Annotated in this window: 20 protein-coding genes and 1 tRNA gene; all 21 read left to right on the top strand. The window is 40.8% G+C overall.

Going from position 1 to position 20,993, the window contains the following annotated elements; all coding sequences use genetic code 11:
• Positions 1–12 precede the first annotated feature (12 nt).
• Positions 13–1,911 carry a penicillin-binding protein 2 gene (mrdA, locus tag EO116_RS01660; RefSeq protein WP_127160372.1) on the top strand — a complete coding sequence of 633 codons (1,899 nt, stop codon included), beginning with the start codon at positions 13–15 and terminating at the stop codon, positions 1,909–1,911.
• 9 nt (positions 1,912–1,920) lie between these two features.
• Positions 1,921–3,024: a rod shape-determining protein RodA gene (gene rodA / locus EO116_RS01665; RefSeq protein WP_127160373.1), complete on the top strand. Its 1,104-nt coding sequence runs from the start codon at positions 1,921–1,923 to the stop codon at positions 3,022–3,024.
• Positions 3,025–3,061: 37 nt separating this feature from the next.
• Positions 3,062–4,945: a TIGR03960 family B12-binding radical SAM protein gene (locus EO116_RS01670; RefSeq protein WP_127160374.1), complete on the top strand. Its 1,884-nt coding sequence runs from the start codon at positions 3,062–3,064 to the stop codon at positions 4,943–4,945.
• A complete protein-coding gene (locus tag EO116_RS01675) occupies positions 4,917–5,606 on the top strand; it encodes a TIGR03936 family radical SAM-associated protein (RefSeq protein ID WP_127160411.1) in 690 nt (229 codons plus the stop codon). Before EO116_RS01670 ends, EO116_RS01675 begins: the two co-directional genes overlap by 29 nt.
• 9 nt (positions 5,607–5,615) lie before the next feature.
• Entirely contained in the window at positions 5,616–7,034 is a 1,419-nt protein-coding gene (locus EO116_RS01680) for an Rne/Rng family ribonuclease (RefSeq protein WP_127160375.1), read from the top strand.
• Positions 7,035–7,145: 111 nt separating this feature from the next.
• Positions 7,146–7,709: a manganese efflux pump MntP family protein gene (locus tag EO116_RS01685; protein WP_127160376.1), complete on the top strand. Its 564-nt coding sequence runs from the start codon at positions 7,146–7,148 to the stop codon at positions 7,707–7,709.
• Between the two features lie 568 nt (positions 7,710–8,277).
• Positions 8,278–8,368, top strand: a tRNA-Ser gene (locus tag EO116_RS01690).
• A gap of 214 nt (positions 8,369–8,582) precedes the next feature.
• Positions 8,583–9,221 carry a trimeric intracellular cation channel family protein gene (locus EO116_RS01695; protein WP_127160377.1) on the top strand — a complete coding sequence of 213 codons (639 nt, stop codon included), beginning with the start codon at positions 8,583–8,585 and terminating at the stop codon, positions 9,219–9,221.
• Between the two features lie 222 nt (positions 9,222–9,443).
• Positions 9,444–11,171, top strand: a complete 1,728-nt coding sequence (locus EO116_RS01700; protein ID WP_127160378.1) for a DUF4127 family protein — start codon at positions 9,444–9,446, stop codon at positions 11,169–11,171.
• A gap of 51 nt (positions 11,172–11,222) precedes the next feature.
• Entirely contained in the window at positions 11,223–12,326 is a 1,104-nt protein-coding gene (locus EO116_RS01705; protein ID WP_127160379.1) for an acyltransferase, read from the top strand.
• A 350-nt stretch (positions 12,327–12,676) separates the two neighbouring features.
• Positions 12,677–13,531 (top strand): D-amino-acid transaminase, encoded by an 855-nt coding sequence (gene dat / locus EO116_RS01710; RefSeq protein WP_127160380.1) that lies wholly within the window; start codon positions 12,677–12,679, stop codon positions 13,529–13,531.
• Positions 13,531–14,052, top strand: coding sequence for an ECF transporter S component (locus tag EO116_RS01715; RefSeq protein WP_127160381.1), 522 nt, complete (start codon positions 13,531–13,533; stop codon positions 14,050–14,052). Before dat ends, EO116_RS01715 begins: the two co-directional genes overlap by 1 nt.
• Positions 14,053–14,335: 283 nt before the next feature.
• Positions 14,336–15,382: a methionine ABC transporter ATP-binding protein gene (locus EO116_RS01720; RefSeq protein ID WP_127160382.1), complete on the top strand. Its 1,047-nt coding sequence runs from the start codon at positions 14,336–14,338 to the stop codon at positions 15,380–15,382.
• Entirely contained in the window at positions 15,363–16,016 is a 654-nt protein-coding gene (locus EO116_RS01725; protein WP_127160383.1) for a methionine ABC transporter permease, read from the top strand. The genes EO116_RS01720 and EO116_RS01725 overlap by 20 nt, the downstream gene beginning before the upstream one ends.
• Positions 16,017–16,027: 11 nt before the next feature.
• Complete coding sequence (locus EO116_RS01730) at positions 16,028–16,837, top strand: MetQ/NlpA family ABC transporter substrate-binding protein (protein ID WP_127160384.1); 810 nt, start codon at positions 16,028–16,030, stop codon at positions 16,835–16,837.
• 197 nt (positions 16,838–17,034) lie between these two features.
• Entirely contained in the window at positions 17,035–17,298 is a 264-nt protein-coding gene (locus EO116_RS01735) for a YerC/YecD family TrpR-related protein (RefSeq protein ID WP_127160412.1), read from the top strand.
• A gap of 52 nt (positions 17,299–17,350) precedes the next feature.
• Positions 17,351–18,127 carry a TSUP family transporter gene (locus EO116_RS01740; protein ID WP_127160385.1) on the top strand — a complete coding sequence of 259 codons (777 nt, stop codon included), beginning with the start codon at positions 17,351–17,353 and terminating at the stop codon, positions 18,125–18,127.
• A gap of 11 nt (positions 18,128–18,138) precedes the next feature.
• Positions 18,139–18,909: an SDR family NAD(P)-dependent oxidoreductase gene (locus EO116_RS01745; RefSeq protein ID WP_127160386.1), complete on the top strand. Its 771-nt coding sequence runs from the start codon at positions 18,139–18,141 to the stop codon at positions 18,907–18,909.
• A gap of 79 nt (positions 18,910–18,988) precedes the next feature.
• On the top strand, positions 18,989–20,167 hold the full coding sequence (locus tag EO116_RS01750) for a hypothetical protein (protein ID WP_127160387.1): 1,179 nt from the start codon (positions 18,989–18,991) through the stop codon (positions 20,165–20,167).
• Positions 20,168–20,184: 17 nt separating this feature from the next.
• On the top strand, positions 20,185–20,529 hold the full coding sequence (locus EO116_RS01755) for a YkvA family protein (protein ID WP_127147665.1): 345 nt from the start codon (positions 20,185–20,187) through the stop codon (positions 20,527–20,529).
• A gap of 53 nt (positions 20,530–20,582) precedes the next feature.
• On the top strand, positions 20,583–20,993 hold the full coding sequence (locus EO116_RS01760) for a thioesterase family protein (RefSeq protein ID WP_127135599.1): 411 nt from the start codon (positions 20,583–20,585) through the stop codon (positions 20,991–20,993).

The raw sequence follows: 20,993 nt of genomic DNA on the forward strand, positions 1-20,993 counted from the left end.
AAAGGAGAGGCTATGTTAAAAGCACTATATAAAAAGAAAAAAACGACACGCTTTGATGTATTGCTAACCATAGTCGTCATCATTTTTGCTATTTTGCTAGGACGTGTATTTTATCTACAGGCCATTGAAGGTGATTATTACCGTGGAAAAGCGGAGGGGAATCGCCTTCGTATGCTCTCTATGACGGCTACACGGGGATTAATGTATGATCGAAATGGTCAAATTGTGGTCGGTTCACGACCTGCCTATATGGTGTCTATGTTGCCCACTGGAAAGCAGGCGGATCCAAAAGAGCTAGAGCAATTGGCGTCCTATTTACAAATTCCTGTGAAAACATTGGCAGAAAAAATAGAGGCTCATAAGGGTGGCTATGAGCCGATCCGATTAGCTAGTGACGTAACCTTAGACAAGGTGACAAAAATTGAAGAACATCGTCATGAATTACCTGGTATTACGGTAGATGTAGAGCCACTTCGCTATTATCCTCATGATACGATGGCATCCCAATTATTGGGCTATGTAGGGGAAGTCAGTGAAGATGAGCTAGCGGAAGCGAAACAAGCAGAGTTATACGGAACACATACGGGTGGCACCATAGGTCCTGGTACGATTTTAGGTCGTTCTGGGCTAGAGAAAATGTACGATTCTGTGCTACGTGGTGTGGATGGTGGACGTCAAGTAGAGGTGGATGCCAGTGGACGCCCTGTAGAAGAAGTAGGACGTAAACACACCATACCAGGTCGCAATATTCATTTAACCATTGATTTGAATCTACAAAAAGTGGCTGAAAAAGCTGTTTATGACCAATTAGCAGCGCTTAGAAAACAAGGTATTCCTGCGAAGGGAGCTGCCGTAGTGGCCCTAGATCCTAATACAGGGGCGGTACTCGCCATGGTGAGTGCACCAGGGTTCAATCCGAATTGGTTTGCCAAAGGGATTACTACGGAACAATGGAATCAGTTAAATACAGATGTCAATCATCCTTTTGAAAATAAAGTAGTTACTGGTGAGTATCCGCCAGGGTCTCCTTTCAAAATTATTACTGGTGCAGCGGCCTTAGAATTGAAAAAGGTAACTCCTAATGAAATGATTTATGACAGTGGTAAACACTGGTTAATCGATAAGCGAAATGCAGAAGGAGAGGCCTTAGGCTGGCTGGATTTCAATAAAGCCTTGGCGAAGTCAGATAATGTGTATTTCTATGAAATGGGGAATCGCTTAGGCATCGATAATATCGATAAATATGCGAAGATTTTTGGGCTTGGTGAAAAAACGGGAATCAAGTTATATGATGAAGGCAGCGGTAATATTGCTAGTCCCGAATATAAACGAAAAGTATTTAATCAAGATTGGTACTTAGGGGAAACCTTCGATGCCGCTATTGGACAGTCTTTCACATTGGTGACGCCGATACAAATGGCAGTGATGATGTCTGAGATTGCTAACGGAGGGATTCGCTATCAACCGTATGTTGTGAGTCGTATCGATAATGCTGATGGAACGCCAGAAGAGATTTTTGGGCCTAAGAAATTAGGAGTCTTGCAAGTATCGAAAGCCGTCATGGATATTGTTCGCAATGGTCTTAGAGACGTAACCTTGGAAGGTGGTACGGCAGGGGAAATTTTTAAAGGCTTATCCTTAGCCGTAGCTGGTAAAACGGGAACGGCGGAAAATGCTACTGGCCGTGACCATGGTTGGTTCGTTGCCTATGCACCGTATGACAAGCCTCGTATCGTTGTAGTAGCTCTGGTAGAACAAGGCGGCTTTGGTGCCGTTTCTGCAGGGTCCATTGTACGCCCTATTTTGGAAGAATACTTTCACATTCCTAAGCCGGTCGTAGTCCCTGCGGATGATAAGAAAGAGGCTGCTAAAAAAGAAATCGCCTCTGGAAAAGAACAAAAGGTAGACTAGGAGTATACTATGTGGCAGAGAATTATACGTGAATGGGATTGGATTTTGGTGCTCTCCACCATCAGCTTGATTATCATTGGTTGTGTTGTTATCGGCAGCGCTACTCATGTCAATCGAGAAGGACTGCAAATTACAGGGTTAGTATCGAAACAATTGCTATTCTTTGGATTAAATATCGTTGCCATTGTAGGTCTGCAATGGTTAGATTACGAGCGCTTGCGCCCTTATGCAAAGTGGATTTATGGTGCTACTATCGTTATGCTTTTGGCAGTTATGGTGGTAGGCACATCGGCACTAGGTGCGCAACGATGGATTCAGATTGGACCTATTACGATACAACCATCAGAATTTACGAAGTTGATGATGATCATTAGCTTGGCAAACATGCTGGAAAGTCGAGTAGGAAAGTTAAATACTTTTAAAGAGCTATTGCCTGTATTCTTATTTTTAGGAATCCCAGCCTTGTTGGTGTTTAAGCAACCAGATTTGGGGACATCCTTAGTGTATGTAGCTATATTAGCAGGCATGCTCTTTGTGAGCGGTATTCGTATGCGGTTAGTGCAAATTATGGTTGGCACTATGGTAGCGCTGTTGCCGTTAAGCTGGTTTGTACTACAAGAGTATCAAAAACAACGGATTATGGTGTTTTTGAATCCTAATGTAGATCCCTTTGGCGCAGGATATCATATTATCCAATCTAAAATTGCAATTGGTTCAGGCTTACTATTTGGTAAAGGGCTCTTTGAAGGAACCCAAAGTCAGTTGAACTTTTTACCGGAAAACCATACGGACTTTATTTTCTCCGTGGTGGGGGAAGAATTAGGTCTTCTAGGTTGTTTTGTGGTCTTAGGATTACTATTGGTGGTTGTGTATCGTAGTTTCTTAATTGCGAAACGCTCGGTAGATCCCTTTGGTATGTTGATTGCCACAGGTATTGGCTCCATGCTGTTATTTGAAGTGTTAGTCAATGTAGGCATGACGACAGGTATTATGCCAGTAACAGGGATCCCATTGCCTTTCATCAGTTATGGTGTTAGTGCTTTGACCACCAATCTATTGAGTATAGGTTTATTATTAAATATAGTAATGCGTCAGAAAAAACGCATGTTTTAATTGTTAGAAATGAGGCTTATGCCTCTAGTGAGGTTGTATGATTCACTTAGATCCATCATGGTTACAACATGTGGAAAAACCGGCTCGCTATACCGGAGGGGAATGGAATAGCATTGTAAAAGACCACAGTACAGTGGATGTGACAATGGCCTTGGCATTTCCTGATGTATATGAAGTAAGTATGAGCCATTTAGGAATAAAAATTTTATATGGTTTGTTAAATGAACGTCAAGATGTGGTGGCTGAGCGTGTCTTTGCGCCTTGGCACGACATGGAAAAGGAAATGCGAGACCGTAAGATTCCTTTATTTTCCTTGGAAACAAAAACACCAATTCGGGAATTTGATCTATTGGGATTTACATTGCAATATGAAATGAGCTATACCAACATCTTGAATATGCTGGATATGGCAGATATCCCTTTCTATAGCAAAGATCGAGATATGTCTTTCCCATTGCTATTAGCAGGGGGACCTTGTGTATATAATATTGAACCTATTGCAGATTTTTTTGATATCGTGTCTATCGGTGAATCGGAAGAATGGCTTGTAGAATTTGTAGAACTATTTAAAGCAGAAAAAGTGAAAGGGTTTCCAGGCGGTAAAGAGGCATTCTTGCGCAAAGCAGCCTTAATTGAAGGGACCTATGTGCCTGCTTTATATGAACCAGAATACACAGAGGACGGTCATTTTAAAGGATTAAAAATTTTGGCAGAGGAAGCGCCATCAGTAGTAAAAAAACGTATCGTCGAAGATGTGGAACACTCCTATTATCCGACAGCGCCGATTGTGCCATATTTAGACGTAGTCCATGATCGGGCTGTATTAGAATTATTCCGTGGTTGTTTGCGAGGCTGTCGTTTCTGCCAAGCTGGTATGTTATATCGTCCTGTTCGTGAAAGAACGCCGGAACGATTATTACAAATGGCAAAGGATATTATCGCCAATACGGGATATAATGAAATTTCTTTAATGTCTCTAAGTTCTGCCGATTATTCTAAATTGCCGGAATTAGTGGATATGCTGATGGAAGAATTTAAAGATAAACAAGTCAGCGTTAGTTTACCATCTTTACGTATTGATGCATTCTCTATTGATATTGCAAAAAAAGTGCAGCAAGTGCGTAAAAGTGGCTTAACCTTTGCTCCAGAAGCAGGCTCTCAACGTATGCGTGATGTGATTAACAAAGGTGTTAGTGAAGAAGATTTGATGGCAGCCTGTGAAAATGCTTTCAAATCTGGTTGGAATACAGTAAAGCTCTATTTCATGATGGGCTTGCCAACAGAAACCGACGAAGACGTAGCAGGCATTGCTGACTTAGCTTATAAAGTATTGGATTTACATCGTGATATTACAGGTAAACGTAATGGCAAGGTGACAGTGAGTTGTTCTTTCTTCGTACCGAAAACACACTCCCCTTACCAATGGTATGGTCAACAAGATGTAGAGGAAATTCATCGTAAACAGAGATATTTAAAATCTCTTATCAACAATCGCAATATTTCCTATCATTATCATGATGGACATACAGGGTATTTAGAGGCTATCTTTGCTCGTGGAGATAGACGATTAGCGCTATCCGTTATAGAGGCATGGAAACATGGCTGTAAATTTGATGGCTGGACAGAGTATTTTAAATACGATACCTGGATGCAGGCTTTCAAAGATACGAATATTGATCCAGATTATTATGCTCGCCGTGACCGTAGTTTTGAAGAGGCATTGCCTTGGGAACATATTGATGACACCGTAAGTAAAGCCTTTTTACAACGTGAATGGGAGCGTGCTGTAGAAGGTACGTTGACGTGGGATTGCCGTCGTAAGCCATGTAATGGCTGTAATGCTTGCCCAGAGCTAGGCACACCAATTATTGATTATAAGGAGGGTGGACGTGTTGAGAAAGTTACGTTTGGCCTTACATAAGGGAGAAGAACTTCGCTTTTTATCCCATTTAGATTATGCCTCTGCTATAGAGCGTATGATTCGTCGCAGTGGGATTAAAATGGCTTATTCTGAGGGATTTAATCCACATATGAAAATTAGCTTTTCCTCTGCCCTAGCGCTGGGAATTACTGCGAGTGCTGAATATTGCGATATGGATGTGTTAGAAGAAGGGTCATTAGATGAATTGATGAGCCGACTTTCACAATCAGCGCCAAAAGGCTTAGAAGTGTTGGATGGACGATTCATGCCGGATAAAGTAAAAAAAATGATGGCTATTTGCAATTATGCTGTCTATGAGGTGACAGGTCCCGCTGTAGAACGCGCAAATTGGGAACAGTTGCTGGAACCTTTTAATAGTGCAAATGAAGTATTATATGAAAAAGTAACACCGAAGAAAACAAGAATGATTGATGTGAAATATTTCATTAAAGAACCCTTGGTAGCAAAGGTAGACGGAGATATGGTAACAATTCGTATGGCTATTGGCGTATATCCAGAAGGGACTATGAAGCCAGGGGATATGTGGAAATTGGGCAAAGAGCAATACGGTTGGCCCGTAACAGATAGTTATTCTATTCACCGTGAAGCGATTTTGATTGAAACGGATGGGGCTTGTATTACGCCTCTAGAAGTGGAATAAGGAGAGACTATGAATCGATTATATGCCAATGTGATGAAAGAGGAAACCCGTCTTGCCATTGTGGATGAGGCGGGGGATTTACAACAAATTATATATGAACGACCACAGCTATCGAATCGCGTAAATCATATGTATAAAGGGGTAGTGAAAAATGTTCTACCTGGCATGAGTGCAGCTTTCCTCGACATTGGCATCGGTCAAAATGTGTACCTAAACCTACAAGAACAAGGGAAACAGAAAAAAGTTCACGTAGGGGAAGTACTGCTCGTGCAAATTGTAAAAGATGCCATGCTTGGTAAAAGTGCGCGTGTTACTACAGATGTAAGTTTAGCTGGTCATTACATGGTCTTATTGCCCAATGATCAACAGATTCATATTTCTAAAAAGATTACAGACCCAGAGTTGCGTCAGTCTTTAAAAGATATGGCGCAACCTTATTTAGAACGGGGTGTAGGATTTATTCTGCGCACTGCTGCTATGGGGGCGAGTCCAGAAGAGATTGCCAGGGATATGGCTTATTTGCATCAGACTTGGGAGCATTTACAAAAGCGCTATAAGGTTGCTCAGAACGGCACTGAAATCTATGGAGATGCGAACCTTTGGTATCGTGTCATCCGTGATTATGTAGGTCCTACGGTAGGTTCTATTATGGTGGATGATATGGCTGCCTATGAAGAGTTGCAACAGCTCTTAGGGGCAGGACGATTTGGTAAGCCTGTAGACGTGAGTTTGTGGAATCAAAAGGAAGATATTTTTAAGACACATGGTATCGAAGAACAAATCGATGCGCTGTTAAATCATCGTATTGATTTGCCATCTGGTGGTTCTTTGCAGATTGATCAAACAGAGGCGCTCACTGTCATCGATGTCAACTCGGCTCATTACAGTGGCAAGAATGAACAAGCGGGACAGGTAGCGAAACGTGTCAACCAAGAAGCGGCCCATATGATTGCTCGACAATTGCGATTGCGAAATCTTGGAGGTATCATCATCTGTGACTTTATCGATATGCCGAAGCAGGATATGGAAGAACTTGTGCAGTTGATGCATCATTTAGTGAAAAAAGATCCTATTAAAACCGTGGTATGTGGTATTACCTCCTTAGGGTTGTTGGAATTGACACGGAAACGGGAGCGCCAAAGTATTCCATCCATCCTCTTTGATACCTGTTCCAGTTGTGGTGGTACTGGACATGTACTAAAAGGAGAAACTGTGTATTTGCAAATCTTACGACGTCTGCGGGAATTGTATCGCTTTGGTCGATTAAAAACGGATGTATCCATTGTGGTGCATCCAGATGTGGGGCAATTCTTTACCAAACAAGTATTGGAGTCGTTACGTACAGAGTTGCAACGAATTATACAGATTGAAAATGATACCACAATGGGATTAGAAGCCTATTCCCTATTAGCCTTAGGTGATGTATAATAATAAAATTAGTACTAAAAACAATTACAGTTCTCTATATGAAATGTAATGTTTTTAAGAAAAGTGCTTGGGATTGCCAAGCACTTTTGTTGTTATTTGCAGGAGGGACTTGTGTCATACCTTGAAATATTAATTTTATCGGTAGGTCTTGCCATGGATGCCTTTGCGGTTTCTATTTGTAAATCATCGCAGATGAAAGCAGATCCAAAGATGAAAAAAATCACTTTGGCATTCTTGTTTGGTGCATTCCAGTGCTTAATGCCGATCATAGGGGCAGCTGTAGGAGCTCAATTTTCGCAGAATTTTGATGAGTGGGACCATTGGGTTATTTTCATTACTTTAGGCTATTTGGGTATTAATATGATTCGTACCTCTCTTAGCGATGAGGAAGAGGATACATCTTCCGTGGATTGGAAAGAAATGTTAGCGTTGTCCATTGCCACTAGTATCGATGCATTGGCAGTGGGAGTCACTATTGCGTTATTACATGCGGATGTACTCACTACGTCAGTTACCATTGGTGTGATTACCTTCTTGGTATGTCTGGTGGGCATATTTAGTGGGTACCATATGATGAAAGCATTCCGTGAAAGAGCGGAAATGGCTGGGGGCGTTATATTGATTCTGATTGGAGTGAAAATATTGCTGCAGCATTTGGGGTATCTACCTCGCTAAATCGTCTCTTGTATTGCTATTCTGTCCGTGGCTCTTTATTGTTAGTGTAAGGGAAAATCGCCACACATTCCTCCACAAACTGATACAGTGGTTAGGTTTGTTCCGGAACATGCGGCGCTTTTCTAGCGTTTGTGCTATTTAGGTAATTACAGTGCCATGGGACATTCTACGCGACATGGTGTTCCTCACGGAGGGGGCGCACTCTTCTTGGATTTATGCAAATTAGCTAGTAAGGGTCGCCACAAGGCTACTACACGCAACTGCGTTCCTCACGGGGTACTTTAAACAATCGCCGTACATTCCGCCTCGAACTGATACAGTGGTTAAGTTTGTTCCGGAATATGCGGTGCTTTTCTAGTGTTTGTGCTATTTAGGTAATTACAGTGCCACGGAACTTTCTACGCGACATGGCACTCCTCACGGAGGGGTAGCACTCTTCTTGGGTTTATGTAATTTAGCTAGTAAGGATCTCCACAAGGCTACTATGCGCAACTGAGTTCCTCTACGGGGAAGAAAAAAGTGCTTGACGGAATATATTTAGTGGTTTATAATAGTTAAGTATTCACTTGGAGAGGTGTCCGAGCGGCTTAAGGAGCATGATTGGAAATCATGTGTGCGGTGATACCGTACCGAGGGTTCAAATCCCTCTCTCTCCGCCAAGGTTTAAAAGCGTTTATGCATTGCATAGGCGCTTTTATTGTTATATCTATTGTATTTTGTGGCAAGATGGTATATAATTAACTCAACAAAAGTTATAGTCCCCATTATAGGGTAAACAAAAAAGGACGGGTGCAACCGTCCTTTTTGCTTTGTTTTACACCTAGTATCTTGCTCAAAAGAATGGTACAATAATTCCGTATGAGGAGGCGTTGTATGGATTTTTTATGGTTATTATTTGATATTATTGGAACGATTGCCTTTGCGATTTCTGGCGCACTTTTGGGGATTCAAAGGCGTATGGATATTTTTGGTATAGTGATTTTAGCACTGGTTACTGCTATTGGTGGTGGGATTGTGCGTGATATTATGGTAGGTCGTATACCTCCCACATCCTTGCAAACGGGCTTATATATTTCCATCACATTAATTACGGTAGGCATCATGTTCATTATGTATCGTTATGGATGGAATCGTTATATTGAAGGTAAAGGTGCGACGAAGGTATATCTTACAGCGGATGCCTTAGGGTTGGCTTCTTTCACAGTGACAGGAGCGACAATTGGAATAGCTACAGATCCAACTAACTTGGTGCTCACCGTTGTGTTAGGTGGAATTACAGCTGTGGGTGGCGGTATTATCCGAGATGTGTTAGCGCATCGCACGCCGAGTGTGTTGAAAGAAGAAGTGTATGCCTTGCCGGCCCTATTAGGAGGTATCACCTACTTTGTAGTGTATGGCATGGGACATCAAATTGTGGCGTCCTATGTGACTTTCCTCATCGTTTTCATCATTCGCATGGTAGCCATTGAGTATCATTGGAATCTGCCACGTATTGATCGGATTCACCGATAATCATGATATTTGACAGTATATAAAAGATTCTATTAATGAATTATATAAAAGATAATTTTGAGTGGTATACGAATTGGGAGTGGATGATTACGCATGAATCCCAATTATCCATCCAATATCAACATATTACAAACATATTTTGTGGAAATATAATGCATAAAGAACAGGATTAAATAAGAAGATAATTAGCGATTATGCTATGCAATAGGAGATATATATAACATGAGTAAACAACAATGGCGACATAAGTTTGCAATTATGGCTACAGCGGTGGCAACTGCGGTATTGAGCCATGCGAGTACTGCAGAGGCTACGACAGTGCTCTATGTACCACAAGATGACCGTCCTGTGAGCTTAGCCTATACGGTGGCGACGGCTCAAGATGCAGGGTATACGGTGTTAACACCACCTCAATACTATATTTCTGGGCGGAACTTTCAAGGAAATGCGGAGGCCATGTGGAGATGGGTGGACGAGAATGTTAGCAAAGCGGATGTGCTCGTGCTAAGTACAGATTCCTTAATTTATGGTGGCCTTGTAGATTCTAGAAAACATAATTTAGATTTGCATACGTTGGAATATCGTGTGCGTCATATCGAGGACTTGCACAAAAAATATCCCAATGTGCCAATCTATGCCTTTGGTACGGTGATGCGCTCTCCACGTGCTAGTGGAGGCGGTGTGGAGCCAGCCTATTATGATCAATATGGTCCGACTATTTTCCGTATTGCAGCTTTACAAGATAAATTAGACAGTCAAAAATTGACAGCAGATGAACAAAAAGAATTGTTCATGTTGCAAGCTACAGTGCCAGTGGAGTTTTTACAGGACTGGTTCCATCGTCGTCAAAAAAATATGGAAATCAACCGTCAGTTAATTGATATTACGAAAAAAGGTGTTTTTAAATATTTTGCATTGGGGCATGACGATACTAGTAGCTTATCTCAATCAGCTATGGAAGGGCGTTATTTACAGAAATATAGTAAAGGACTTTCGCCTACCCAATATGGCAGTTTTCCAGGGGCAGATCAATTAGGATTGTTATTAATTGCTCGTGACCATGTGGATCGTAATCACTTGACGCCAACATTTGAAGTTATTTATCCATTAGGTGGTGGTGGCGAGACAGTACCGCATTATGAGGACCAAAAAGTAGAAAAAACGATTGCCGAACATGTGGTAGCTGTAGGTGGCACGATGAAAGCCAAAGGCAAACCATCTGTGCTATTAGCAGTAAATACTCCTCTAGGTATGGTGACAGGTGAGTCAGAAGCTTTTGAAAACTTCCCGATGATTTCTAGAAGTACTAATGAATTTTTAGATCACATTCAAGCATCTATGAATCAAGGAGTACCTGTTAGTATTGCAGATATTGCTTTCTCCAATGGTTCGGATAATACGTTGGTTTATGGATTGTACCAACGGGATTTACTGTATAAAGTTAGTGCCTATAATGGATGGAATACGGCAAGTAATACTATTGGCTATGCCATAGCACAAGGTATTTTAGGGGTTCACATGGATGACCAAAGTCATCGAAATATGTTGACACAACAATATTTGGATAACTGGGCATACCAAGCAAATATCCGTAAAGATGTATATCGCATGCAAGATTCTATTCGTACAGATAATGTGAAATATACAGGTGCCTTAAATGAAGTGTTAGAAAGCTATTTAGGTGAGCGCGTGCAAGACTTTGCAGCAACCTATTTAAAATTGGATCCACGGACTGTATCAGCTCGATTCCCATGGGGACGATTGTTTGAAACAGATATTACTGTATATCGTGAACCGGTGGCTCCTTTACAAAAAGAATTGCGTTTACAACGTGAAGCGGCAGAACGAGAACGACTAGAAGCAGAATCGAAAGCAAAGGCGGAAGCTGAGGCAAAAGCTGCCAAAGAAAAAGCAGAGGCAGAAGCAACGAAAGTGAAACAAGCTCAATAATGTTATGTCATACAAGAAGAGGAGGGCGTAGCCCCTCTTTTTGGAGGAATTATGAGAAAGCCAGCTATACCGGCCATTACCTATATGCGGGGACTTTGTATGTTAGGTGTTATCGGTATTCATGTAGGGTCCTATGCGTTGGCAAACCCTGCGATTAATATACATCTATTAGGATTATTAGAAATTGTGTCTCGCTTTACAGTGCCAGCCTTTTTCTTTCTATCTGCCTTTGGATTGTTTTATCATACATCGGTGGAGAACGAATTTTCCTACTCCAATTTTTTGCGCCGGCGTATACAAGTGGTACTCTATCCATATATTGTGTGGACAATTTTATATACAGCCTATAATGCGGTGTTAGCCCATAGCGCTTGGGGATTGATGCCACATGTACTAGGACTGACTCTACTCTTTGGAAATGGCATGTATCACCTGTATTTTCTAGTTATACTTCTGTGGTTTTACGCTTTGATGCCACTTTGGCGCTGGGCTCTACGGTTTATACTGAAAGCGCCAATTCTTAGTATGACGATATTATTTTTTGTGCAAATGGCAGTGAACTATTGGTCATCTTATATGGCAGGTTCTGTGCAATTTTCACAAGAATGGTTGCAGTACATCTTTAGCATGCGCCTCAATTATTTTGTAGGATTTTATATATGGATTTTCCTACTAGGCGGACTCCTTGCAGAACGATTTGATGCGATGCTAGAATGGATTGATGCCCATGGTGTTGGTATCACTGTTGGATTTATCGTATCTTTGGTGACGATGCTAGGATCCTATTACTATGTGATGGCAGAGTGGGGATATACTCGGTTAGAGGCTATTTATACAGTTCATCAGTTGAGTCCTCAAGGGTTGGTATATACAGGGATGGGATGTATCTTTTTTGTATGGGCCTTTACCGTGTCATCCATGAGTGACATTGTGGAAACCTTTTGGACAGAACTGGGAAAAGCGTCTTACGGTATTTATTTGGTTCATCCGTTTATGCTGATTCTATTGGATAAAGTGTTACAAATCGGCGGACTAGGATATACAACAATGACAGTAGTGCTTATGTATGTGAGCGCAGTCATCTTGTCATTTGGTGTGACAAAAGGATTAGAAACATTGCCGAAATCTATACGTGGGTATTTCTTAGGTAAATAGATCGTCGCTTGTAACACTATGCAGCCTGTGGCGTTTTTAACTGAATAAGCAAAGGGAAGAGCACGGCATACCCCTCTCAAACGGTATTTCATAATGTTTGTTCGAGGCACGCCGTGCTCTTCTAGTGTTTGTGTGATTTAGGTAAAAAGGAACGCCACAAGGTTGCTACGTGTAACTGCGTTCCTCAGGTGGAGGGACGTTATTTGCAAACTTGCGCGTTGCTTAGTGTACGTTAGTGGTAGATTGTTTGCTCCTACAGGAGATTTGATGTAAAAGGTGTAGAATTTTATACTTGTCTGTACTATAATGAAGATAATACTTGATTCGTATGTATACTATGAGGTGTTACTATGAAAGAATTAACATATTTTAATGGCGAGATGGTAGAGTCTGGTGCCAAGGTGGTTAGTCTTGATGATAGAGGATATTGTTTTGGTGATGGTGTATACGAGGTAGTGCGTGTATATAATGGTCGCGCTTTTGCCTTTTCCTATCATCAAGATCGCTTGTATCGTTCGATGCGTGAAATGGACATTCCTGTGCGTATGCCGCCAGATGAGTTGCAAGAGTTGCACGAAATCATGATTGAGCAAAGTGAAATTACTGATGGATATATTTATTTACAAATCACTCGTGGTGTGAGTCCTCGTCATCATGCGTTTGAGCGGTCTAAATTAGAGCCGCAAATGTATATGTTTATTAAACCGATTACAACAGATTTAGGGGCCTTGCAAGAAGGGGTAAAAGCCATTACATTACCTGATGAACGGTGGGCTCGTGTAGACATCAAAACACTAAACTTAATTCCTAATATTTTGGCACAAACAAAAGCCGAGAAAAAAGGTGCTTATACAGCTATTTTAGTGCGTGATGGCATCGTTACGGAAGGGGCTACATCTAATGTATTTGTAATGAAAGATGGTGTGTGTTATACGCATCCAGCCAACCATCATATTTTAAAGGGCATCACTCGTCAGTTAGTGGTAACTCGTGTAGCACCAACAGCAGGGATTACGATTATTGAGCGTGAATTTGATGAAGCTTTCCTAAAAGATGCAGACGAAATCTTCTTCACCGATACGATTGGTGGTATTATTCCGATTACCACCTTGAATCGTGAACCTGTAGGTGATGGTAAACCAGGTAAAGCAGCAAAAGTATTAGCTGAACAATTACAACATTTAATGGAAGAAGGGTTAGCATAATGTCAGTCAAAACGATAACAGGAAGTGCCTTGCTCTTAGCGATTGCTTTGCTAAGCCAAGGATTTCTTCGCATGATTATTCCTATGCACGGGTTAGTGCAATTTTTAGTGGGCTCCATCGTAGGTGCTTGTACGGCACTGGCTACATGGCGCTATGGTTTGTGGAGTGGATTCGTAGTAGCTTGTGTGACACCGATTATGGCATTTCTACAAGGTATGTTGACTATACCTTTATTTGTACCTGTGGTGGCTATTGGTAGTATGGCATATGCAATTACTGTAAAGGTATTAGGAACAAAACGTGTATGGATGACAGCGATTACAGGTGCCATTGTAAAGAGTGTAGTTCTTTATGGACTATTCTTGGCTTTATTCCAATTGATGCCGGGCATTCCGGAAGCCATGCAAAAAGGGATTTTATTTAGCATGGGTTGGCCACAATTAATTACAGGCACTTGTGGTATTTTCTTAGCTGCATTCATTGCAAAACGCGGTGGTATTAAGCTACAGAAACAAGACTAGCTAGTATGTGAATTGTATGTAAGGGAGTGTATTTCATCACTATATAATAAGTATATAGTGAGTTAACATAGGGGTCCCTATCTAGGCGGGAGCACATTTGTTATAAAGAGTAAGCACCTCTAAATATGGAGTTATAGATTTAAGCTATAAAAGACGATAGGCAAGTAGTATAGTGGAAATTATTGACAGTCTGTCTACTCACATTGTACAATTTATGCATACCCAAGAGCTCTTAGGTAACTGAGGGCTCTTATTTTATTTAGTTTGAAAAGGAGAGGATTTCATGATAGAACTTAAACAGATTCGAAAAGTCTATGAAGGTGCTGTCCGCGTGGAAGCCTTGAAAGAAATTAATGTGACTATAAAAGAAGGCGAAATTTTTGGTGTTATCGGTCAATCTGGGGCTGGTAAATCTACCTTGATTCGCTGTATCAATATGTTGGAACGCCCTACATCTGGATCCGTTATTGTGGACGGTGTAGATTTAACGAAGTTGAACACAGCAGAACTTCGTGAAGAACGCAAACATATTGGTATGATTTTCCAACACTTTAATTTACTTTCATCCCGCACAGTCTATGAAAATGTAGCATTTCCATTGGAATTGCAAGGATTGTCAAAGGAAGAAATCAAAGAACGTATTTTGCCAATTTTGGACATAGTAAAATTGTCGGATCGTTTAGACAACTATCCGTCTCAATTGTCCGGTGGTCAAAAACAACGTGTCGGTATTGCCCGTGCCTTAGCAAGCAACCCAAAAGTGTTATTATGTGACGAAGCTACGTCAGCTCTCGACCCACAAACAACAAAATCTATTTTGGCATTGCTAAAAGATATCAATCGTCGATTAAACTTGACTATCGTCTTGATTACTCATGAAATGAATGTCATCAAAGAGATTTGTGATCGCGTAGCCGTTATTGAAGGTGGTACGATTATTGAAGAAGGTCCTGTAGTAGATGTATTTACAGAGCCAAAACAAGCTACAACGAAAGAATTCGTGTCTGCTATTATCAGACGTGATTTGCCAGAAGATGCATTGGCTCACTTGACGTTAAATGAAGCTTGGGTAGAAGGAGCCAATCCGATTGTACGATTGACTTTCAAAGGCAATGTAACAGATGAACCTGTGGTGGCAAGTATTATCCGTAAATTTGATACAGATGTAAGTATCTTGTTTGGCGGTGTAGATTATATTCAAGATATGAGCTTTGGTCATTTAATTGTAGAATTAAAAGGGGAGCGCACTAAATCCGAAGCGGCTATCGACTACTTACATAATTTACCAATCGGAAGCGAGGTGATCGGTTATGTCACAGCAAATCATTAATTTATTGCTACAAGGTTTCTTAGAAACTGTACAAATGACGGTGATTTCCACAGTGGTAGCCGTTCTATTAGGGATTCCATTGGGCGTAATTTTAGTCATCACCAGCCGTGGTCATATCATGCAAAATGAAGCGGTGAATAAAGTGCTAGGTGCTATCGTAAATGCCACACGTTCTATTCCGTTCATCATTTTAATGGTAGCCATCATTCCATTTACTCGATTAGTAGCAGGTACATCCATTGGTACGACCGCAGCTTGCGTGCCATTGACATTGGCGGCCATCCCATTCTTAGCTCGTTTAGTAGAAACAGCGATTAAAGAAGTGAATGGAGGTGTTATCGAGGCAGCTCAATCCATGGGGGCTACACCATTGCAGATTATTTGGAAAGTGTTGTTGCCAGAAGCGTTACCAACATTAATCGATAATATTACAGTCCTCATCGTTAACTTAATTAGCTATTCTGCTATGGCAGGTGCTATCGGTGGTGGCGGTCTTGGGGATATTGCGATTCGCTATGGATATCAACGTTTCCAAGGTGATGTTATGTTAGCCACTATCATCATTTTAATTGTATTAGTACAAGTTATCCAAAGTTTAGGGGACTACTTATCCCGCAAAGTAAATAAAAAATAAAGGAGATAGTTATGAAGAAAATTTTAGTCGGCTTATTAGCCATTGCATCCTTGGTGCTATTATTAGCAGGATGCGGTAAAGAAGAAACGAAACCAGCAGCAGATGCACCAATTAAAGTAGGTGTAACAGCAGGTCCACATGCAAAAGTTATGGAATTTGTAAAAGGTGAAGCAGCAAAACAAGGATTGAACATCGAAATCGTTGAGTTCAGCGATTATATTCAACCGAATATTGCCTTAGATCAAAAAGAATTGAATGTGAACTCTTTCCAACATCAACCATTCTTGGATAACACAGTAAAAGATAAAGGTTTGAAAATTCAATCTATCGGCAAAACAATCTTATTACCAATGGCGATTTACTCTAACAAATATAAAGATTTGAAAGATGTACCAAATGGTGCTACTGTAGCGATTCCTAACGATCCTACCAATGGTGGTCGTGCATTGTTATTATTACAACAAGCAGGTTTGATTACATTGAAAGACGGCGGTAATGTTAAATCTTCCGTAGCAGATATTACAAGTAATCCTAAAAACATTGATATTCGTGAATTAGAAGCGGCACAAATTGCTCGTTCCCTAAATGATGTGGATGTAGCAGCAGTTAATACAAACTATGCAATTCCAGCAGGTTTGAACCCACAAAAAGATGCTGTTGTAGTGGAAAGCACAGATTCTCCATATGCTAATGTCATCGCTGTTCGCACAGAAGATGTAAATAATGAGACATATCAAAAACTGTTGAAAATTTACCAATCTGAACCTGTACGCAAATTCATTCAAGAAGAATTCAAAGGATCCATTATCCCAGCATTCTAAGTGAATAAAAGCAACAAAGAAATATAAAACAGAGGCTAGTTGATGAACTATCATCAACGGCCTCTGTTTTTTGTATAAGAATGATGAATTTATGATATGTGTATAGTATTTCCTATGGTATAATGGTAGTGAAATAAAGTACATTCTGAATAGAATTATGAAGGAGTAGAAGGTTGAATCAAAAACTTAAGAATCCAATGCACGACCAGTTATTTCGGGCAGTCTTGTCTTTGGAAACACTAGAAGAATGTTATGAATTTTTTGAAGATATTTGTACCATCGGAGAATTGAAATCCATTTCTCAACGCTTAGAAGTGGCACGACTGTTAAAGGCGGGTACAGGATATGACCAAATTGTAGAAGTAACAGGAGCTAGTACAGCTACGATAAGCCGTGTAAAACGGTGCTTAAATTATGGCGCGGATGGTTATAATAAAGTTTTACCTCGTATTGAAGACTAGAAGATAGAAAAAGACATCAAAGTGATGTATATAAGAGAGGAGGGCTCATACTATGGAAGGTGATTTACTCATAGGTATTATACTATTTTTTGCAGGAGCCCTAGCGGGGTTTATTGACTCTATTGTAGGTGGAGGAGGGCTGATTTCGTTGCCAGCGTTGATGCTGACGAATATGCCGGTAGCCATGTGCTTAGGAACCAATAAATTATCTAGCGTTTTTGGATCTGGCACAGCGATGATTAACTTCGCCAGAAACAAATTGGTAGATTGGGCATTCGTGAAATGGATTATGCCATTTACTCTTCTTATCTCCATGGTAGGTGCTTATATAGCAGTCTATGTGCCAGGCACATTTTTAAAACCCCTTATCATTGTATTATTGCTAGCTGTATTCATTGTGGTGCTTACTAAAAAAGATTGGGGTGCCATAGCACAAGTAGAACGTAAAACAGGATGGAAGCTACTTGCTTATATAGCAGTGGCTATCGCCATCGGTTTATATGATGGATTTCTAGGACCTGGAACAGGAATGTTTTTAATATTCTATTTCTTGTTTATGGGCTACGATTTCTTAGGCGCATCAGGAAATGCCAAAGTACTAAATACAGTGAGCAACTTTGGGTCCTTACTAGTGTTCATCTATATGGATCAAGTGAATTATGGATATGGGCTAGCGGTCGCAGCAGGACAAATTATTGGTGCTACTACGGGATCTAAGTTAGCTATGGTGAAAGGCGCTGGACTAGTGCGATTTTTATTTATCGCTATGTCTTTGACGATGTTAATGAAATTGTCCTATGACTATTTACTTTCACTGGGAATTATATAGTAGGAGTGATTATGCAAAAGTTTAGTGATAATCAAGTAGCATTAATCAGTGGCGGCACATCGGGTATCGGGTTTGCTACCGCGGAATTACTGCTAAAGCAAGGTTGGTGCGTTGTCATCAATGGTCGCAATGAATGGGATGGACAAGAAGCGGTAGTAAAATTGCGCCGTATTTCCTCAAAAGTACGATTTGTACAAGGCGATGTAAGTAAAGTTATGAATTGCCGTCGTATTGTAGAAGATACGATTCGTTTATTTGGCAACTTGAATGCTTTGGTAACGGCAGCTGGTTACTATGAAGAGCGACTATTGGAAGATGTGGACGAGCAAAACTTTGATGAGATGTTCGGAACCAATGTAAAAGGCACTGTTTTTTTATGCCAAGCGGCAGCACCGTACTTGAAACAAGTGCATGGTAGTATTGTGACCATATCAAGTGATGCAGGACTACAAGGTAATGTGGCGTGCACTGTGTACGGAGCATCCAAAGGGGCTGTAGTGAGTTTTACGAAATCCCTGTCCTTAGAAATGGCACCTCATCGTGTTCGTGTTAATTGTGTATGTCCTGGTGATGTAGACACGTCATTAGTGGCAAAACAATTAGCCAATGAACCTTCTGGGGATATTGTAAAAGCTAAGGAAGAGATGGCACTGCACTATCCGTTGGGACGGATTGCGCAACCAAAAGAAGTAGGAGAAGTCATTGCTTTTCTAATTAGTGAGAAAGCCTCTTTTGTGACGGGAGCAGCGTGGACGGTAGATGGTGGATTAACAAGTTGGTAATTCATGGCGAAATTTGATACAATAAGGGTAATCAGTACATTTACACTTAAATGTTTTGTGGTAAGTATAGGAGACAAATATGGAACAGTTGGAATACAATAATGAAACACTTGCTCAAGCAACGAATGTACAAGAAGAAGTAGAAACAATTTGTCGTTGGGCAGCAGCTCGTGCAGCAGGAATTGCAGCATTGCCAAGTTTTACATATGCTGGATTATTGGCCAATGACGTATATATGGTGAGCCGTATCGCTCAAGCCTATGGTGTATGTCCTGCCAAAGAGGGTGTGACTAGCTTTTTAGTGGGCCTAGGTGGCAGCGCTGTAGCAGCCTTAGTGTGTACCATCGTGCCAACAGTGATTCTTCGTGTGCCAATAGCAGCAGCCATCACTTACGGAGTTGGTAAAATAGCGGCACAATGGATCGAAGAAGGCATGCCAGCATGTCCTAACTTTGAAAGTTATCGCCAACGTTTGGTGGAAATTTATGAACATAATAAAGAAACAGTAATGACATTAGCGTATACGCCACTTCGCGAGAAACCATTGGGCAATGAAAGCGAAGATTTCTTGAGTGATGTTCACATATCTGGTAACGACTATTTAGCAGGGGCAAAAGGTTTTGTAGGATCCTTCATATCCCCAGAAGCATTGGCGGCAAACATAGGGGCTGTAAAAGACCTTGCTGTAGGGGCAGCATCCATCCTGGCAGCTACGGTAAAAGACACATTAGAGAAAAGTGGTAATGAAGAATTATTAGATAATGCTCGTCATGCTGCAAAAGGCGTAGGCTCTTTACTTAAAATTTTAGCTACGGAAGCGTTGTCCTTAACAGGTGCTGTAGCAGGTACATCAGCATCTAAAGCAAGTGTATATACAAAAGCAGCTTATGAAAAAGCAGATACGGTGCGACAAACATTAAATGATTCCTTACAAACTAAAGTAGAACCAGTGGTGGAAAAAGCCACAGCTGTTATGCAAGATGTAAAAGAAGTGGTAGAACCAAAACTACAACAAGTAAAAGAAAAGGTAGAGCCGAAATTACAGCAAGTAAAAGAGGCAGTAGAGCCAACACTACAGCAAGTAGAAGAAAAAGCTTCTGAATTAACAGCCAAAGCGATTGACCAAGCACAAGAAGCTGTACAAGACATTCGTGAAAAAGCAGAAGTTGTGAAGGAAACAGCCGTAGAATTAGCGGAACAAACAAAAGAAAAAGCCGTCGATTTAGCAGAACAAGCAAAAGATAAGTTCAAACAATAATCAGAGAGGTCATCACTATGAATATCTTACAAATCCTTAAGTATGGAAAAACATTTACATCTGATGCCTTTATGTCTACTGTAAATCGTATGGGCCGTAATATTATGTTTGCACGAAAAGCAGTTATGTTATATTATTGTTTACGTGATAATGACACACCAAAATTTGTGAAAGCTGTTATAGCTGGGGCTCTGGGATATTTAATTTTACCTATCGATTTCATTCCAGATAGTGTACCAGGTCTTGGCTGGGTAGATGATGTAGCTGTTTTAGCTATTGCTATGAAAGTAGCCAATCGCTATATTAAGGCTTCTCATAAAGAGCAAGCACAAAAATTTGTGCCAATCGGATCAATTGATTAAGTAGTAGAAGGGGCTCCTTGGAGCCTCTTATTGCATAGGAAAGGTAGTATACGATGATTTCTACATCTTTACGTGTCCGATTTTATGAAACGGATATGATGGAGATTGCCCATCATACGAATCATTTACGGTGGTTTGAAATGGGGAGAATTGAATATTTTCGCCGCTGTGGTATTAGTCTATGGGACATGATGCAAGAGGGCATCGTCTTTCCTATTACAAAAGTGAGCTGTGAGTATAAGGAAGTGGCACGCTTTGATGATGTATTGCGGGTGGAATTAACAGTAGCCTCTTTGTCGAGGGCTCAATGTACTTTCACATATCGGATTATCCGTGACAGTGATAATGCATTGATCTGTACAGGGGAAACACAAAATGTGTTTACGGCTAAAGAAACAGGTAAAATTATTCGCTTGCCAGATGTATTTTTTAAACCCATGAAAGCCGTAGCAGAGGAGGAGTAG

The sequence above is a fragment of the Veillonella sp. VA137 genome (assembly GCF_003992015.1).
Classification (GTDB): Bacteria; Bacillota; Negativicutes; order Veillonellales; family Veillonellaceae; genus F0422.

Excerpts from the sequence above, each read along its gene's own strand:
- EO116_RS01750 (WP_127160387.1), top strand. The coding sequence starts at position 18,989 with ATGGAACAGTTGGAATACAATAATGAAACACTTGCTCAAGCAACGAAT.
- EO116_RS01735 (WP_127160412.1), top strand. The coding sequence starts at position 17,035 with ATGCACGACCAGTTATTTCGGGCAGTCTTGTCTTTGGAAACACTAGAA.
- EO116_RS01740 (WP_127160385.1), top strand. The coding sequence starts at position 17,351 with ATGGAAGGTGATTTACTCATAGGTATTATACTATTTTTTGCAGGAGCC.
- EO116_RS01695 (WP_127160377.1), top strand. The coding sequence starts at position 8,583 with ATGGATTTTTTATGGTTATTATTTGATATTATTGGAACGATTGCCTTT.
- EO116_RS01705 (WP_127160379.1), top strand. The coding sequence starts at position 11,223 with ATGAGAAAGCCAGCTATACCGGCCATTACCTATATGCGGGGACTTTGT.
- EO116_RS01715 (WP_127160381.1), top strand. The coding sequence starts at position 13,531 with ATGTCAGTCAAAACGATAACAGGAAGTGCCTTGCTCTTAGCGATTGCT.
- EO116_RS01730 (WP_127160384.1), top strand. The coding sequence starts at position 16,028 with ATGAAGAAAATTTTAGTCGGCTTATTAGCCATTGCATCCTTGGTGCTA.
- EO116_RS01760 (WP_127135599.1), top strand. The coding sequence starts at position 20,583 with ATGATTTCTACATCTTTACGTGTCCGATTTTATGAAACGGATATGATG.
- EO116_RS01745 (WP_127160386.1), top strand. The coding sequence starts at position 18,139 with ATGCAAAAGTTTAGTGATAATCAAGTAGCATTAATCAGTGGCGGCACA.
- EO116_RS01700 (WP_127160378.1), top strand. The coding sequence starts at position 9,444 with ATGAGTAAACAACAATGGCGACATAAGTTTGCAATTATGGCTACAGCG.
- rodA (WP_127160373.1), top strand. The coding sequence starts at position 1,921 with ATGTGGCAGAGAATTATACGTGAATGGGATTGGATTTTGGTGCTCTCC.
- EO116_RS01755 (WP_127147665.1), top strand. The coding sequence starts at position 20,185 with ATGAATATCTTACAAATCCTTAAGTATGGAAAAACATTTACATCTGAT.
- EO116_RS01680 (WP_127160375.1), top strand. The coding sequence starts at position 5,616 with ATGAATCGATTATATGCCAATGTGATGAAAGAGGAAACCCGTCTTGCC.
- dat (WP_127160380.1), top strand. The coding sequence starts at position 12,677 with ATGAAAGAATTAACATATTTTAATGGCGAGATGGTAGAGTCTGGTGCC.
- mrdA (WP_127160372.1), top strand. The coding sequence starts at position 13 with ATGTTAAAAGCACTATATAAAAAGAAAAAAACGACACGCTTTGATGTA.
- EO116_RS01725 (WP_127160383.1), top strand. The coding sequence starts at position 15,363 with ATGTCACAGCAAATCATTAATTTATTGCTACAAGGTTTCTTAGAAACT.
- EO116_RS01720 (WP_127160382.1), top strand. The coding sequence starts at position 14,336 with ATGATAGAACTTAAACAGATTCGAAAAGTCTATGAAGGTGCTGTCCGC.
- EO116_RS01670 (WP_127160374.1), top strand. The coding sequence starts at position 3,062 with ATGATTCACTTAGATCCATCATGGTTACAACATGTGGAAAAACCGGCT.